This window comes from Nocardioides sp. B-3 (assembly GCF_024703895.1).
Lineage (GTDB): Bacteria > Actinomycetota > Actinomycetes > Propionibacteriales > Nocardioidaceae > Nocardioides.
On the sequence record NZ_CP087968.1, the window covers coordinates 139,571 to 153,667 of the forward strand.

18 protein-coding genes are annotated in these 14,097 nt (G+C 65.9%); 13 read left to right on the forward strand and 5 right to left on the reverse strand.

Annotation, left to right across the window (positions count from 1 at the left end):
* Positions 1-22 precede the first annotated feature (22 nt).
* The 3 genes from LP418_RS30115 to LP418_RS01005 all read left to right on the forward strand — a co-directional run bounded on the left by LP418_RS30115 (position 23) and on the right by LP418_RS01005 (position 2,036).
* A complete protein-coding gene (locus tag LP418_RS30115) occupies positions 23-526 on the forward strand; it encodes a hypothetical protein (protein ID WP_336275872.1) in 504 nt (167 codons plus the stop codon).
* Between the two features lie 113 nt (positions 527-639).
* A complete protein-coding gene (locus LP418_RS01000) occupies positions 640-1,413 on the forward strand; it encodes a DUF2142 domain-containing protein (RefSeq protein WP_257954910.1) in 774 nt (257 codons plus the stop codon).
* Between the two features lie 95 nt (positions 1,414-1,508).
* Entirely contained in the window at positions 1,509-2,036 is a 528-nt protein-coding gene (locus LP418_RS01005) for a hypothetical protein (RefSeq protein ID WP_257954911.1), read from the forward strand.
* A gap of 21 nt (positions 2,037-2,057) precedes the next feature.
* Here the strand turns inward: LP418_RS01005 and LP418_RS01010 are convergent, their stop codons facing one another.
* Entirely contained in the window at positions 2,058-2,297 is a 240-nt protein-coding gene (locus LP418_RS01010; RefSeq protein WP_257954912.1) for an Lrp/AsnC family transcriptional regulator, read from the reverse strand.
* Positions 2,298-4,143: 1,846 nt separating this feature from the next.
* Here LP418_RS01010 and LP418_RS01015 point away from each other — a divergent pair.
* The 5 genes from LP418_RS01015 (at position 4,144) to LP418_RS01035 (ending at position 7,374) form a co-directional block, all read left to right on the forward strand.
* Complete coding sequence (locus tag LP418_RS01015; RefSeq protein WP_257954913.1) at positions 4,144-4,962, forward strand: hypothetical protein; 819 nt, start codon at positions 4,144-4,146, stop codon at positions 4,960-4,962.
* Between the two features lie 209 nt (positions 4,963-5,171).
* Entirely contained in the window at positions 5,172-5,324 is a 153-nt protein-coding gene (locus tag LP418_RS01020; protein ID WP_257954914.1) for an Ig-like domain-containing protein, read from the forward strand.
* A 38-nt stretch (positions 5,325-5,362) separates the two neighbouring features.
* Positions 5,363-5,995 carry a YgjV family protein gene (locus tag LP418_RS01025; RefSeq protein ID WP_257954915.1) on the forward strand — a complete coding sequence of 211 codons (633 nt, stop codon included), beginning with the start codon at positions 5,363-5,365 and terminating at the stop codon, positions 5,993-5,995.
* Positions 5,996-6,289: 294 nt separating this feature from the next.
* Positions 6,290-6,478: a hypothetical protein gene (locus LP418_RS01030; RefSeq protein ID WP_257954916.1), complete on the forward strand. Its 189-nt coding sequence runs from the start codon at positions 6,290-6,292 to the stop codon at positions 6,476-6,478.
* A gap of 35 nt (positions 6,479-6,513) precedes the next feature.
* A complete protein-coding gene (locus LP418_RS01035) occupies positions 6,514-7,374 on the forward strand; it encodes a hypothetical protein (protein ID WP_257954917.1) in 861 nt (286 codons plus the stop codon).
* A 198-nt stretch (positions 7,375-7,572) separates the two neighbouring features.
* Here LP418_RS01035 and trpD read toward each other — a convergent pair whose 3' ends face one another.
* The 4 genes from trpD to LP418_RS01060 all read right to left on the reverse strand — a co-directional run bounded on the left by trpD (position 7,573) and on the right by LP418_RS01060 (position 11,336).
* Positions 7,573-8,598: an anthranilate phosphoribosyltransferase gene (trpD, locus tag LP418_RS01040; protein ID WP_257954918.1), complete on the reverse strand. Its 1,026-nt coding sequence runs from the start codon at positions 8,596-8,598 to the stop codon at positions 7,573-7,575.
* A 233-nt stretch (positions 8,599-8,831) separates the two neighbouring features.
* Positions 8,832-9,542 (reverse strand): hypothetical protein, encoded by a 711-nt coding sequence (locus LP418_RS01045; RefSeq protein WP_257954919.1) that lies wholly within the window; start codon positions 9,540-9,542, stop codon positions 8,832-8,834.
* Between the two features lie 289 nt (positions 9,543-9,831).
* Positions 9,832-10,281: a hypothetical protein gene (locus tag LP418_RS01055; protein WP_442940076.1), complete on the reverse strand. Its 450-nt coding sequence runs from the start codon at positions 10,279-10,281 to the stop codon at positions 9,832-9,834.
* 143 nt (positions 10,282-10,424) lie between these two features.
* Positions 10,425-11,336 (reverse strand): cytochrome c oxidase assembly protein, encoded by a 912-nt coding sequence (locus tag LP418_RS01060; protein WP_257954921.1) that lies wholly within the window; start codon positions 11,334-11,336, stop codon positions 10,425-10,427.
* Positions 11,337-11,426: 90 nt separating this feature from the next.
* On the opposite strand from LP418_RS01060, the gene LP418_RS01065 reads away from it, so the two are divergent.
* The 5 genes from LP418_RS01065 (at position 11,427) to qcrA (ending at position 14,062) form a co-directional block, all read left to right on the forward strand.
* Positions 11,427-11,987 (forward strand): cytochrome c oxidase subunit 3, encoded by a 561-nt coding sequence (locus LP418_RS01065; RefSeq protein WP_442940077.1) that lies wholly within the window; start codon positions 11,427-11,429, stop codon positions 11,985-11,987.
* A gap of 11 nt (positions 11,988-11,998) precedes the next feature.
* Positions 11,999-12,070 carry a hypothetical protein gene (locus LP418_RS32075; protein WP_442940208.1) on the forward strand — a complete coding sequence of 24 codons (72 nt, stop codon included), beginning with the start codon at positions 11,999-12,001 and terminating at the stop codon, positions 12,068-12,070.
* A gap of 111 nt (positions 12,071-12,181) precedes the next feature.
* Positions 12,182-12,355 (forward strand): hypothetical protein, encoded by a 174-nt coding sequence (locus tag LP418_RS32080; protein WP_442940078.1) that lies wholly within the window; start codon positions 12,182-12,184, stop codon positions 12,353-12,355.
* On the forward strand, positions 12,300-12,998 hold the full coding sequence (gene qcrC, locus LP418_RS01070; protein ID WP_442940079.1) for a cytochrome bc1 complex diheme cytochrome c subunit: 699 nt from the start codon (positions 12,300-12,302) through the stop codon (positions 12,996-12,998). The genes LP418_RS32080 and qcrC overlap by 56 nt, the downstream gene beginning before the upstream one ends.
* Positions 12,995-14,062: a cytochrome bc1 complex Rieske iron-sulfur subunit gene (qcrA, locus tag LP418_RS01075; protein ID WP_257954922.1), complete on the forward strand. Its 1,068-nt coding sequence runs from the start codon at positions 12,995-12,997 to the stop codon at positions 14,060-14,062. The genes qcrC and qcrA overlap by 4 nt, the downstream gene beginning before the upstream one ends.
* The last annotated feature ends 35 nt before the right edge of the window (positions 14,063-14,097 follow it).

The following is a 14,097-nucleotide window of genomic DNA, read 5'->3' on the forward strand; positions in this document are numbered from 1 at the left end:
CGTTGACGCCATCCAGCGACGGATGACATCGCTGGCCGACCTCGACCGGTTCGAGGACGCAGGGGTGCACCGGGACCGGCTGGCCACCTTCGTGCGCGCTGCGGCACGCACTCAACGCCTCTCCGCGGTGACTCGTTGTCCAGAGATCGTCGCCGCTCGCCGCGAGGACGACAACCGATGGGCCGTGCACATCGTGCGCCACGGGCGGCTGGCCGCCGCGGGCGTGATCCCGGCCGGTGCCGATGCCCACCACTACGTCGATCAGCTCCGGGCAAGCGCGGAGACCGTGTCGACGGCCCCCGGTCCGGTGCCGGCCGCCACGGCCGAGGAGACAGAGAAGGTGCTCCGCTGGCTGGAAGCACCGGGCATCCGCCTCATCGACGTGGCCGGCGAATGGGCCTGCCCTGTCGGCGGCGCCACGCGTCACCTCTCGGTCTTGGACGTGGTCGAAGAATCCCGACGGTCCCTCGTGCCCTTCGATGAGATGGGTCTGACCGGCGGCCCGATACATCGTCCGGCGCGCTGATTCGCCACGACTTTCCCAGCCGATCGACTTCGGCAGGGCGCGCGGCATGGGATTCTCTCGCTCGTGACTTTCGCAGTTACCCACCCGGCGCGCGGACCGTGCGTTCCGTGTTCATGGCCGCGTTCGCCGGTGTCCTCCTGCTTCAGAGCGCCTGGATGACAGCCCTCCCGATGTTTCGCGGCCCCGACGAGATTGAGCATCTCCTGCGTGCATCGAACGTTGGATTGGGACATTGGTTGCCAGCCGACCTGCCGCGGTACGAGGATCCGTTGATCGTCACGGTTCAAAGGGACTTGGCGAACGCCACTACGCCCACGTGCCTCAAGTTGCGCGAAGGCCTGAAGCCGGAGTTCTGCACACCCAAGCACCTCAATTCCGACGGAACGGTCGATATTCGGAGCAATGTTGCCCTCTACAACCCCCTCTACTACGCCGTTGTGGGCACGCCCCTGAAGATCCCGGAGGGCGAAGTTGGCGCATGGGCCGTGCGAGCTCTCGGCGGCGTCCTGTCAGCCTTGATGATGGCTTGGGGGTGGGTTCTGGTCGCGTCCCGAAGAAGAACTAACTGGCCCTGCGTGGCTTTCCTCGTGGCGTTGACCCCGGCAATCATCTTCGCCACGACCGTCGCGGCACCGAACGGCATGAGCTATGCGGCGGGCCTTCTGTTGTGGGCGGGTTTACTTTCGTCTCGGGCCGACAGCCGCTCCCCAACAGCTCCCGCCGCCAGTGCAGTGGGGGCTTGCGTCGTTGTGCTAACCCACACAACGGGGATCATTTGGGTGGGTGCTGCCGTCCTGACGATGCTTTGCCTCGTCGGCTGGGGGGCCTGCAAGGCATTCTGGTGGTTCGGCCTCGCGCGTGGGTCGCCGGCATCGGATGTGTCCTAACAGTGATGACATTCACGATTGCTTGGACTCTGCTCTTCTCCCCGGGCTCGCCGACTTCCCATGAGCCCTTGGTGGCAGAGACCAAATCCATCCCCATGGCGGCACACGTCATCCTCTGGATCTTCCAGACCATCGGTGTGATGCCGAACCGATTCGACATACTGTGGCCGGGGGTATACGCGCTATGGCTGGTACCCCTAGTTCTGCTCCTCGGCCGGGGCGCTCTAACTAGTTCCAAGCGGGAGCGGATCGCCGGAGCGGTGGCGCTCGGGATATCGATCCTCATTCCCGTCGTGGCGACCTGGACGACTTATGATTCGTTGGGTGTCGCGTGGCAAGGTCGCTACGAGTTGCCCCTGCTCGTGGGGATCGTGATGATGGCGGGCGAAGCGCTGGAACGGGGTGCGGATGCGCCGCGCCTGTTGCTCCGGGCGCTCCTGATCCTCTTGGCCACCACCACGTATTTGTGTCTCTTGTGCGTGGGCTTGCGCGAGGCCGATGGCCCCTACAACGACGGGCGCCACTGGAACTTCCTGCTTCTGGTTGTCGCTCCGGTGTTGATCGGAGCGGGCTACCTGCTCCTATTTCGATCGAGCCAAACTCGCTCAATCGAGTCCCAGTGAGAACGCAGACTCGAGGTCGTGTCACGAGAACGTGCGGAACGCGATGTGCGTCTCCGTCGACGTAACGCCTTCAACCTTGTTGAGCGAGTCGGCGACCACGGCAGCGATGTCTTCGTGCTTGCTGACTCGGATCATCGCGATCAAGTCGATCTGGCCCGTCACCGAGTAGACCTCGCTGACACCGTCCAGCGCCGCGATCACCTCGGCGACCTCCGGGATGCGGGCGACGTCGGCCTTCACGAAGACGATGGCGGTGATCATGACGTGACCGTATCCGTTCTCCCCAACAGCGAGGGAGTTCCGACCACCAATTTGGGCATTCCACCGACGAGCGGCCCGGCCAGCCCTTAGCGTTCAGCGACCGGCACATCCGCTCGAGGGGACAGCATGCGCTACCAATTCTCTGCGCTTCGACGCAGCAGCCACATCGTCGCGGCCATCGCCGCGCCTCGCCGTCGTGACTTCGCCGATCAGCGTCGTCGTGCCCGCACACGCGAAAGCGCCCACGGGGTTGAAGGTGACGATGCCCAATTCCGAGCACTCCGGTCCTCACTGGAGCCGCGTCAGCGGGGCCACGTCCTACCAGTCCAGGTCGACAACAACGCTGGCTTCCCCTCCCCCGAGGTGCAGACCACGACTCGCAACTCGCGCTTCGTGCCAATGACACACCTGTCTGCGGGCACGCAGTACTGGCGCGTGACCGCAGTCAAGGACGGGGCCCAGCCTTCTCGGGCCGCGGGGACCTTCTCCGTCTCCGCCGTCTCCGTCCCCGTTCCGACTTCTCCGGCAAACGGCGAAGTGCTGCCTCAGCCCGGCCGCCCGCCTCTCCTGCGCTGGCAGACCAGCCGTGGAGCCACCATGTACACCGTCGAGGTGGACGGAGACGCCGACTTCATCGGCGCGAAGAGCTACAACACCCGCAACACGTCTTTCTCGCTGCCCGAGGCATTGCCCGCTGGGGACTACTTCTGGCGGGTGACCGCCAGCCTCGGCCAAGGCCTGACCAGCGTGCCGTCGGCCGCTTCGAGCTTTATTCTGACTGCGTTGCCCGCGCCGACGTTGATCTATCCACTCGATGACATCAACGGAGCCATTGAGGACGTCATCTTCGACTGGGAGCCGGTGCCAAAGCCGCCTACTACGACCTCCGTGTCGCCACTGACTCAACGTTCAACAACTTCGCGTTCAAGGGCGAGAATCTCTACGGAACCCGGTTCTCGCCCAAGACGACCTTGTTCAACGACCAGTTCTGGTGGCGCGTGCGCGCCGTTGACTTGGCAGGTCAGCCCACCGAGTGGGCGTCGGGACGGGCCAGCTTCCAGCGCAACTGGCTCGATACGCCCCAAGCACAATGGCCTCTCGGGGACGAGTCGGTGGCCGACGCGGCCGTTCCCGCAAGCGATGGGGAGCGGTACTTCTACAGTTGGACTCCGGTCCAACATGCGACTCAGTACATGCTCGAAGTTTCCACCGACGCAAACTTCTCGCCCGCCTTCACGACCGTGTGTTACACGGCCAACACCACTTTCGCTCCTCGCTTCACGAACTTCCAGACCCACACGTGCGGACTGTCCCCCGGGACCCTCCATTACTGGCGCGTGAGCGCCCCTCGACGAGCCCTACCCGCAAGGGGGCGTGCCGGGGATCGTGTCCACTCCCCAGAAGGTGAGATGGGGACCGCGCGCACCAAGCCAACCGTTTACCTCATTCAGCACCGTCACTGGCCTCAAGGTCGCCATGACAGGGACAGGTGCCGTGAATGGTGCACAAGGCTGCGGCGCACCCACCTGTGCTGCGATGTCGGCGACGCCGGTGTTCACGTGGGATCGCATGCCGGGAATTGACTACTACAAGGTCGTCATCGGGGTGGACGAGAATTTCACGTTCTCTCCCATGCCGAGCATCGAGCGATACGCCACCACCAACCACTTCTTCGCGCTGAACTCGGGGACCGACGAGTCCAAGGCTCTGGCCGACAGCGAGGCGGGCAAGCCTTACTTCTGGTATGTCATCCCATGCCGCAACGACAACACGTGCGGGCCGAGCCCCCATCAAGCGGAACCCACCGCTCTCAGGAGCGCACAGCTTCCTCAAGTCCTCACCAGCGGTGACGAACCTCATCTCGTCCGACCCTGCGGGATCAGATATCACGTTCGCTTGGCAGGACTATTTCGACACCAACCGAAGTGTCAATTCCTACGGCGAACTGGGCCAGCAGTCCGCCAAGATCTACCGCATCCGGGTGGACAACGAACCGAGCTTTGCCCCGCCGCTACTAGATGAGGCGATCGTCGACCAAGCGACCTTCACATCGGGTGACCGGCTCTACCCCGAGGGCACGCTCTTCTGGCGGGTCCGGGCCATCGATGCGCAGGACAACACGCTGACCCGGTCCTCGACCGCCTCACTGACCAAGGCCAGTCCCAACGTGGTCCAGACCTCGCCGATCAGTGGTCAGGCTCGACCCGGGACTGTTGCTCTGGAGTGGCAGCCGCAGGCATTCGCATCCGGCTATGAGGTCGAGGTCTATGCGAACAACGATGCAGGGTTCTCCGCCGCCAACCGCATCATCCGGGCTCGTGTTGCCAACCCGGCCTACACACCGACCGAACCGATCCCGGCGTCAGCGACGCCCTATATCTGGCGCGTGCGACGCCCTGGACTCGAAGAACAATCCGGGCCCGTGGAGCGCAGCCAGGGTTCATATCCCTCGGCGCTGCGCCGGAACTCCTCTCCCCCGGTCATGGGTCGCTCCAAGGCAGCATTTCCAGCTACATGGAGTGGAGCGATGTCCCAGTGCCACCAGCTATCAGGTATCCCTGCGAACCGACTCCGGGACCAGTCAGGTCATTCCCACGGTCGCGACTGCTCTCGCCCCGTCCGAACTCGCGACTGCTACGTACACGTGGCAGGTCACGGCCGTTGACTCGAATGGCAAGACCCTCGGCACCAGCGTCAACCGGACCTTCCGGATCGACGCCGTACCGCCCAAGGTCCTCAAGATCAAGCCCGGCAAGCCGAAGGCGAAGTCCGACCTCAAGGTGGTCTTCAGCGAGCGGGTCAAGGGCATCAGCAAGAAGACCGTCAAGCTCAAGCGCAAACGCCAAGGGCAAGTTCAAGGTCGTCAAGGCCAAGGTGAAGGTGAAGAAGGCGGGCAAGCTGGCCGTGATCAACCCGAAGGGCCGCCTGAAGAAGGGCACCTACGTGATCGTCTTCAAGAACACCGTGATCAAGGACTCGGCAGGCAACCCGCTGGTCGACAAGAAGGTGGCGGCACCGTCGCCGTGACGGTCATTCGCAACCGACGTCGGCAGTAGTCTCCGCTCGTGACCCGGCTCTACGACCACTGGCTCGACATCCTCGGCTGGGGCGGCAGTGCACTCCCGGTGTACTCGCTGCTCCAGTCGAGGTTGATCCGGCTCCGCGTCCTCAATCTCGCGGCGTGCCTCATCCTGACGGTCTTCAACTGGGCTCTCGAGGCCCGGCCGATGGTCGGCATGAACATCGTGCTGGCGGCGATCAACCTGTGGTTCATCCTCAAGCTGTTGCGCGAACGCCACGACGAGGCGGCCTTCGAGGTGCTGCAGGTCCGCGGTGACGACGAATACCTGCGCCACATCCTGCGGGTCCACGCCGCCGACATCTTGCGCTTCAATCCCGCTTTCATCCATGACCCCGGTGCCGATGACCGGGACGCGTTCCTCGTGACGCGCGGTGACGAGACGGTCGGCGTCGTCCTGCTGACGGCCGTCGGCGACAGCGCCCACGTGCTCCTCGACTACGTCACCCCGCGCTACCGCGACTTCTCCCCCGGCGAGTTCATCTGGCGCAAGAGCGGGATGCTCAGCAGCCACGGCTATCGCCGGGTCGTCACGTCGCCGGAGATGGTGGCGCCGTATTACGACCGGGTCGGGTTCGATCGCGTCGGTGGCTCCCGGGTACTCGAGCTCTCGCCATGATCACCACCTTGGTGCGACGCGTGCTCCCAGTCGCCGTCATCGCGATCCTTCTCGGCGACTGGTCCGGGGGCAGACGAAGCCGGCATTGGGCTCCGACGGCTACTTCCACCTCCGGATAGGACACGAGCTCCTGAGCAGCTGGGCTATCCGTAACCCCGGGCATCTCAGCCCATTCGACACAGCCGACTGGCTCCCCACCCAGTGGCTCGCCCAGATCGGGCTGGCCAGCGTCGAGGACCGTGCCGGTCTCGCTGGCGTGATGTGGGTGGCCGGTTTCTGGTGCTCATGATCGCCTTGGCCACTTTCGTGTGCTGCCGTGTCACGACCGCTCCACTACCCGCCGCGTTCGCGGCGATCCTCGCCTGTTCGGCTGCCAGCCCCGGCTTCTCGGCACGGCCACAGCTGTTCAGCTACTTCTTCGCGCTCGTCGTCACTACCGCCCGGCTCGCCACCGCGCGGATGGCAAGGCACGTTGGTGGCTGATCGCCCTCGCCCGGGTGTGGGCGCCACTGCACGGCTTGTGGCCGATCGCAATCGTGATCGCCTTCGCCGTGATCTTCGGGCTCGCGCTCGAGCGCAGGCTGACGCCGCGACAGCTCGGCAAGCTGGCCTTGATTCCCGTGCTTTCAGCCGTTGTCGTGATGGTGACGCCTCTCGGCCCGAGAATCTACGGCTCGGTGTTCGCTGTTGGCTCACGCGCCAAATACTTTGCCGAGTGGGATCCAACGGACTTCACGCAGCCGTATGCCGTCGCATTGCTCGCGATGTTCGCGATCGTCTTGCTGATTGCCGTCAAGAGGCGGACGTTGTCCCGGCACCTCCTCATGGTCGTCGGACTGGCTGGCGCCATGTCGGTCGTCTCCACCCGGATGACGACGCTCGCAGCGTTGATGCTCGCACCGCTGGTGGCCGAGGCATTCCGGGAGTTCGTCCCGCAAGCGCCGCGGATCCAGTGGCGCGAAGCCCTCGCGCTGACCGCCATCCTCGCGGCGTGTGCCGCGGTGCTGGTGCCCGTCGTGCAGGTCCGCTCGGACAAGATGACCGCTCCCACCCGGCTCAACAATCGACTCGATGCTCAGCCGGAGGGCACCCGGGTGCTCAACGACTGGAGCACCGGCGCCTACTTCTTGTGGCGACATCCCCAGCTCTCCCCGGTCATGCACGGGTACGGCGACGTCTTCACCGAAGCAGAACTGCGACGGAACACCGACATCCTGCGTCTCCGACCCCGCTGGGACGACAGGGTGGCTGAGCTCAATGCTGATCTCGCGCTCGTCGATCCGGACACATCGCTGGGCTATGCCATGACCAACGACTCGGGCTGGACCGTCATCGAGGCCGATGAGAACTTCGCCCTCCTGAGCTCTCCGACTGGCTGAGACGCGTCATCAGAACGGGGGTTGCGTCGCTCGTGATCGCGTAGCAGCATCGAACGCATCCGACCGGAGGCGCACGTGTTCAGCACGAAGTGGCTCAACGACAACCGAGTGATCGGTGGCATCTTCGCGATCCTGCTGGTTGTCAACGCCTTCGCGCTGGCGAACGGCTACTACCGTTGACGATGCGGGAAGCGACACCTAGCGCGACGACGCCGCGACCCAACGTTCGAGCGTCATGTGCGCGGAGCCGGAATCGATCGCCTCGGCAGCCTTCGCGATGCCCACGGACAACGCTGACATCGGCTCCCCCGTCGGGTCTCCGTACACAGCGAGCGCGGCGCCGGCGTTGAGCACGACCGCGTCACGAACGGGTCCCTGCTCGCCCGCCATCACCCGACGGATGACCTCTGCGTTGTGAGCAGCATCGCCACCCTTGAGGTCCTCGGTCGTCGCACGAGCGATTCCGAGTGACGACGGATCGACAGTCGATCGCTCGATCGACCCAGCGTGGACCGCCCAGAGCGTGGAGGTGGTGGTGGTCGTCAGTTCGTCGAGCCCGTCGTCGCCGCGAAAGACCCGGGCATCGACACCACGGGAAGCGAACACACCGGCCATCACCGGTGCGGCCGACGGGTCGGCGCAGCCGATGGCCTGCGCCGCGGGCCGCGCCGGGTTGGTCAGCGGGCCGAGCAGGTTGAAGCTGGTGGCGATGCCGAGCTCGCGCCGCGGCACGGCGGCGTGCCGCATCGCCGGGTGGAACGCGGCGGCGAAGCAGAACGTGATGCCCGCCTCCACAGCAACCTCCGCCACCCGCGACACCGGCAGGTCGAGCCGGATGCCGAGCTGCTCGAGCACATCGGCCGAGCCCGACGTCGACGACGCGGACCGGCTGCCGTGCTTCACGACGCGCGCACCGGCTCCAGCCGCGACGATCGCCGCCATCGTCGAGATGTTCACCGACATCGAGCGGTCACCGCCCGTGCCGACGACGTCGAGCAGTCGACCATCCACGGAGATGGAATTGCCGGCGGCCAGCATGGCGTCGGCCGGGGCGGTCACCTCGGCGACGGTCTCACCCTTGGAGCGAAGCGCGACCGCAAACCCAGCGATCTGGGCAGGGGTGGCCTCACCGGCAAGGATCTGGCCCATCGCCCAGGCCGTCTGCTCCGCGGACAGGTCGCGGCGAGCCGTCAAGGTCGAGAGCACATCGGGCCGGGTCGTCATGCGATCAGGCTAGTAGCCAAGAGTCAGGTGCTGATGGCGCGTCCAGCGTGACCCCGCGATGTCTGGAACCTCCTACAAAGAGAGCGTCGGATCGCCATACTTTTCCAGTGACTGCAATTGAGACCGCTCCGGAGCGTCGCACGACAGGCACGACCAGCGACTGGTTGGTGCCAGTCCTGCTGTTCGTGAGTGCATTCGCCGCCTATGCCGGCACTGCAGGGTACTCACTGACGTCAGCAGACGCCCTGGGCTGCCCAGTTCGGATCCCGGCTGCTTGGCACCACCGGCTCTCCGGTCATCGGCGGACTTCCCATGCCGCCGCTCGACGACAACCCGCTCAGGGACATCTGGGTCCGAGAATTGAGCACAGGCGATGAGGTGATTGCCAGACCGGCCGGCGTCGTTGCCGCCGCCGTTCCCGCGTACTGGCTGGCGAGTTCCGCTGATTTCACGCTTGGGCTCGGCGCACTGACTGCCGCGTTCATATCGGCTGTGGCACTCGTGCTGGCGTACTTGGCCCTACGGGATCGAGTGTCCAAACGCGAAGCCGTCCTAGCTTCTGTCGTTCTCGGCTTCACAACGCCTGTGTGGAGCGTCGGTGCCAACGGCATGTGGCCGCACACCCTGACCGTCATGGGCATCTGCGGCTTCGCGTGGAGCGCGGCGAAGGAGCGGTGGCTCATGGCGGGCGTTTTCACGAGCATCTGTATCGCCGCTCGGCCGCACACGATCGTGATCTTCAGCTGCGTAGCGCTGATGCTGTGGGTGTCCCGCCGCTCCTTCCGGGTCCCGTTCTCCTTGGGCATCGTCTGCCTCGCGGGAGTAGCCGCCACCTCTATCTGGAACTTGTTCACCTTCGGCTCGCTCAGCCCCACGGCGGCTTTCGGGAAGTACACATCGGACGTAGACCGCGGCAACAGCTTCATCATCAACCAGCTGGGCATGTGGGTCGCACCCGACCGTGGGATCCTGATCTGGACCCCTCTCCTCGTCGTACTCCCGGGGGCGGTCGTGCGATCGTGGCGAGACCTGCCCGACTGGACGCGCTCTTGCTGTGAGCGGAGTCGTCTACACGATCGTCCATGCCACCCTGCTCGAGTTCACGGGCGGCGACTCGTTCTACGGCTACCGCTACACCCTCGAAGTGTTGGCCTGCGTCACGCCCGCCTTCGTGTTCTCGGCAAGGTCAATGGGGCGGATAGCGCAGGCGGCGTTCGCCCCGGTGCTGGCGATTCAGGCTTGCGCCATCACCGTCGGGTCGATCCAAGACATCCTGCTCGTTCCGAGCGACCGCGCCCGGCACTCGAACACCTTCGCGCTCCTGCTGACGAACCCGGTCGTCCTCGGAATCCCGGCCATCATGATGGCTGCTGCCCGGCTGGGCAGGCGGATCTGGCTGAATCCTTGAGGATCAGGCAGTGGTGGCAGGGCACTCGCGCCCGAAGCAGCGACACGACGGCTTCCGCGAGCTGCACCGGGTCGATCGGGTGCGGCACGGCGGCCTCGGCGCGCGACCACGTGGCGAGCCCGGGCGTCCCGGGGGCGGCCGGTCAGCACCAGCACGGGCGGGCACTGGTAGATCTCGTCCTTGAGCTGCTTGGCGATGCCCAGACCACCGGCCGGCACGGCCTCGCCGTCGAGGATGACCGGGTCGATGTGACCGGCGTCCATGTTCTGGATCACGACCGGTTCGGTCGCGACCTCGACGTACTCGAGCTCGGGCAGGTCAGGGGTGCGGTCGCCGACCGAGGGCGAGGATGACCTGCTGGCGGGTGTCGATGTCGTCGCTGTAGACGAGGACCTTGAGGGCGCTCACGCTCTGCATGCTAACGGTCGCGCGGGACCTTTGCCGCACGCGCCTCCATGAGATCGAGCCGTCTGTCCTCACGAGCCGCCTCGCGATGGGACGACCGCACCCACTGCACGAACAGCACCACGAAGAACACCAGCCCGATCAGGTCGCCCGACCCCCACAGGATCCCACCGGCAAGGTGCTGGTCGTCAAGCATCGGCGGCAGCCACGAGCCCATCGGCCCTTCGCGGAGCTCGAGGTAGTGCTCCTCCCCCGGGATCGTCGTCTGGCCCATGATCGTCACGCCGAGGAACGCGTGGAACGGCAGAGTCAACACCGTCAGCAGCACCCGGAACGGGTAGCCGACGCGACCGGGCAGCGGGTCGATCCCCATCAGCGGCCAGAAGAACAGCGCGCCGACGGTGACGAGGTGCACGTGCATGAGCTCGTGCACGAGTGGTGAGGCCAGCGTTGCGGCGTACCAACCGGAGAAGTAGAGCGCCCACGGCGAGACGACATAGACCAGCAGGGTCAGCGGCGGGAAGGACAGCACCTTCGCGACCCTTGAGTGGAGTACGGCGAGGAGCCAGCGCCGCGGAGCGGGCGGCAGCGTCCGCAGGGCGAGCGTGACGGGCGCGCCGAGAGCCAGCGAGAGCGGCACGACCATCGACAGGATCATGTGCTGGACCATGTGCACGCTGATCAGCGTGGTGTCGTAGCGCCCGATCCCGGACGCCGTCGCGAAGAAGAACGAGCCCATGCCGGCGACCACGAACGCCGGGGTCCGCCCCAGCGGCCACGCGTCACCGCGACGTCGGAGCACCGCCACGCCGACGAGATAGAGCCCGGCGATCCAGATGGTCAGGACGAACGGCACGGGGTCGATCCCCCAGTCGGTGAAGACCCGTCCGAGGGTGAACTCGGGCAGGTTCAGATCGGTCGTCAACGCTGTGTTCACCACGGTGTGAACAATATGACGTCGAAAGTCAGGGGGTCGGGGGTGCCCTCGCGGTCGGCTACCGACATAATGAGGTCCGTGGCGACAGCACAAGCGACGATTCCGGCATCCCGGCTGCACGGGCACCACGACCGACCCTCGATGGTCAGCGTGGGGACGATCATCTGGCTCTCCAGTGAGCTGATGTTCTTCGCAGCCCTGTTTGCGTCCTACTTCACGATCAGGGCGGCCAGTCCCGACCTGTGGGCGCAGGAGACACAGCTCCTCAACGTGCCCTTCTCGACGGCCAACACCATCATCCCGGTGCTGTCCTCGGTGACCTGCCAGCTCGGTGTGTTCGCCGCCGAGCGCGGCCGAGTCGCGCGCTTGGGCTCGGTCCTCAACGTCGGCGGCTGGGGCCTGCGTGAGTGGTTCATCCTCACGTACATCATGGGCGCCATCTTCATCGGCGGCCGAGGCGCTGGAGTATGCCGAGCTGATCCACGAGGGCGTCACCATCCCGAGCTCTGCCTACGGCACGATGTTCTACCTCACCACCGGCTTCCACGGCATTCACGTGACCGGCGGCCTGATCGCGTTCCTCTTCGTTCTCAGGGCGCACCTATCTCGCCCGTCGTTTCACCCATGAGCAGGCCGTGACCGCCATCGTCGTGTCGTACTACTGGCACTTCGTCGATGTCGTGTGGATCGGGCTGTTCGCCACGATCTACCTCATCAAGTAGCCCCCAGAAGTCGATACCTCCCGGACAGTCAGGATTCTCCAAGTGCGTTTGTTGAACCGCTCCGCAGGTCGGATCTCCCGGCACCGCCGCGGACCCGTCGCAGGTCTGGCCGTGCTCCTGCTCGGCCTGCTCCTGACCGGTGGCATCTACACCGTGTTGGCGCCCGCCCGGGCACAGAAGGCCCAGAGCGACACCGAGCTCGTCGAGGGAGGGCCGCAAGCTCTTCCTCGTGGGCTGTGCCTCGTGCCACGGCCAGAACGGCGAGGGCATCTCGACGATCCGTGACGGCTACGAGAAGGGCCCCTCGCTCGTCGGCGTCGGCGCCGCCGCTGTCGACTTCCGGGTCGAGACCGGTCGCATGCCCTTGGCCCAGCCCGGCTCGCAGGCCCCGCGCAAGCAGCCCACCTACAGCGACGAAGAGGTCGCTGCGATGGCTGCGTACGTCGCCTCGCTGGCCCCCGGACCGGCGATCCCGACCGAGCAGGACTACTCGATCGAGGGACTCTCCGACGACGAGCGCGAAGAGGCGATCGTCCGCGGCGGCCAGATCTTCCTGACCAACTGCACCGCCTGCCACAACTTCAACGGCGGCGGCGGCGCCATGCCCCGCGGTGGCTATGCCCCGAGCCTGAAGGGCGTCGAGAGCAAGCACATCTACGAAGCCCTGCTGACCGGCCCGCAGGCCATGCCCAACTTCAGCAACGGCAACCTCTCCCCCGAGGAGAAGCGCGACGTCATCGCCTACCTCCGCAGCATCGAGGACACCCCCAACTACGGCGGCTTCGGCATGGGCGGGCTCGGCCCGGTCTCCGAGGGTCTGTTCGCGTGGGTCCTCGGCATCGGCGGCCTCGTGGGCTTCGCCGTCTGGATCGCCGCCCACACCACTCGTAGCACCAAGCAGCCGATCGAAGAAGGGGCAGAGGCATGACCGACTCGCACGACCACACGCCCGCCGTCGTGGAAGAGCCGATCGCCAACCCCGGTCTGCCTGCCCACACGTGGCGTCCGACCGACCTCGACGAGGGAGCGGCCACGCGCGCGGAGCGCCAGGTCGCCGGCTTCTTCGGCCTCTCCATGGTGTGCGCCGTCCTGTTCGTCGTCGCCTACTTCACGCTCGAGATCGGTGACAACTTCGACACCTTCATCGGGCTGGGCGCCTCCACAGTTGCCCCGGGCCTCGCGCTCGGTGGCAGCCTGCTCTTCATCGGCATCGGCATCATCCAGTGGGCCCGCAAGCTGATGGGCGACCACGAGATCTCCGAGCTTCGGCACCCCGCTGGATCGCCGGCGGAGGACCGCGACGCCGCTGTCTCCGACATCATGCAGGGCATCGAGGAGTCGGGCATCGGTCGTCGCCCGCTCGTGCGCAACTCGCTCCTCGGCGCGATGGGCATGATGGGCCTGCCCGCGATCGTGCTGCTGCGCGACCTCGGCCCGACCAACGCCCGGGTCGCCAACGCCGAGAACGGCACCGGCCTGCAGCACACGATCTGGAAGAAGGGCATGCGCGTCGTCCGCGACGTCGTCGGCACCCCGATCAAGGCCTCCGAGCTCGAGATCGGCGACCTCGTCAACGCGGCCCCCGAGGCGCAGTTCCCCACCGAGGCCAACGGCTACCCCGAGATCGAGGGTGTCGAGCTGCAGGTGCTGAAGGCCAAGGGCGCGATCATCGTCGTGAAGATGGAGCCCGAGGAGATCAAGCCGGTCGAGGGCCGGGAGAACTGGACCGTCGACGGCGTCATCTGTTACTCCAAGATCTGCACCCACGTCGGGTGCCCGATCTCCCTGTACGAGCGGACCACGCACCACGTGCTCTGCCCGTGCCACCAGTCCACGTTCGATCTGGCCGACGGCGCCAAGGTCATCTTCGGTCCCGCGCACCGACCTCTCCCCCAGCTGCCCCCGGCAGTCGACGAGGAGGGTTACCTCATCGCGCAGGCCGACTTCGACGAGCCCATCGGGGCAAGCTACTGGGAGCGTGAGAAGCAATGAGTCTCGACACGAGCAAGGTGGCGACCTCCAACGGT

Bases quoted from the DNA above. Each gene is read 5' to 3' on its own strand.
- LP418_RS01045 (WP_257954919.1), bottom strand. From the start codon at position 9,542: ATGCCCAGCTGGTTGATGATGAAGCTGTTGCCGCGGTCTACGTCCGAT.
- LP418_RS01005 (WP_257954911.1), top strand. From the start codon at position 1,509: ATGGCGGCACACGTCATCCTCTGGATCTTCCAGACCATCGGTGTGATG.
- LP418_RS30115 (WP_336275872.1), top strand. From the start codon at position 23: ATGACATCGCTGGCCGACCTCGACCGGTTCGAGGACGCAGGGGTGCAC.
- LP418_RS01010 (WP_257954912.1), bottom strand. From the start codon at position 2,297: ATGATCACCGCCATCGTCTTCGTGAAGGCCGACGTCGCCCGCATCCCG.
- trpD (WP_257954918.1), bottom strand. From the start codon at position 8,598: ATGACGACCCGGCCCGATGTGCTCTCGACCTTGACGGCTCGCCGCGAC.
- LP418_RS01000 (WP_257954910.1), top strand. From the start codon at position 640: ATGGCCGCGTTCGCCGGTGTCCTCCTGCTTCAGAGCGCCTGGATGACA.
- qcrA (WP_257954922.1), top strand. From the start codon at position 12,995: ATGACCGACTCGCACGACCACACGCCCGCCGTCGTGGAAGAGCCGATC.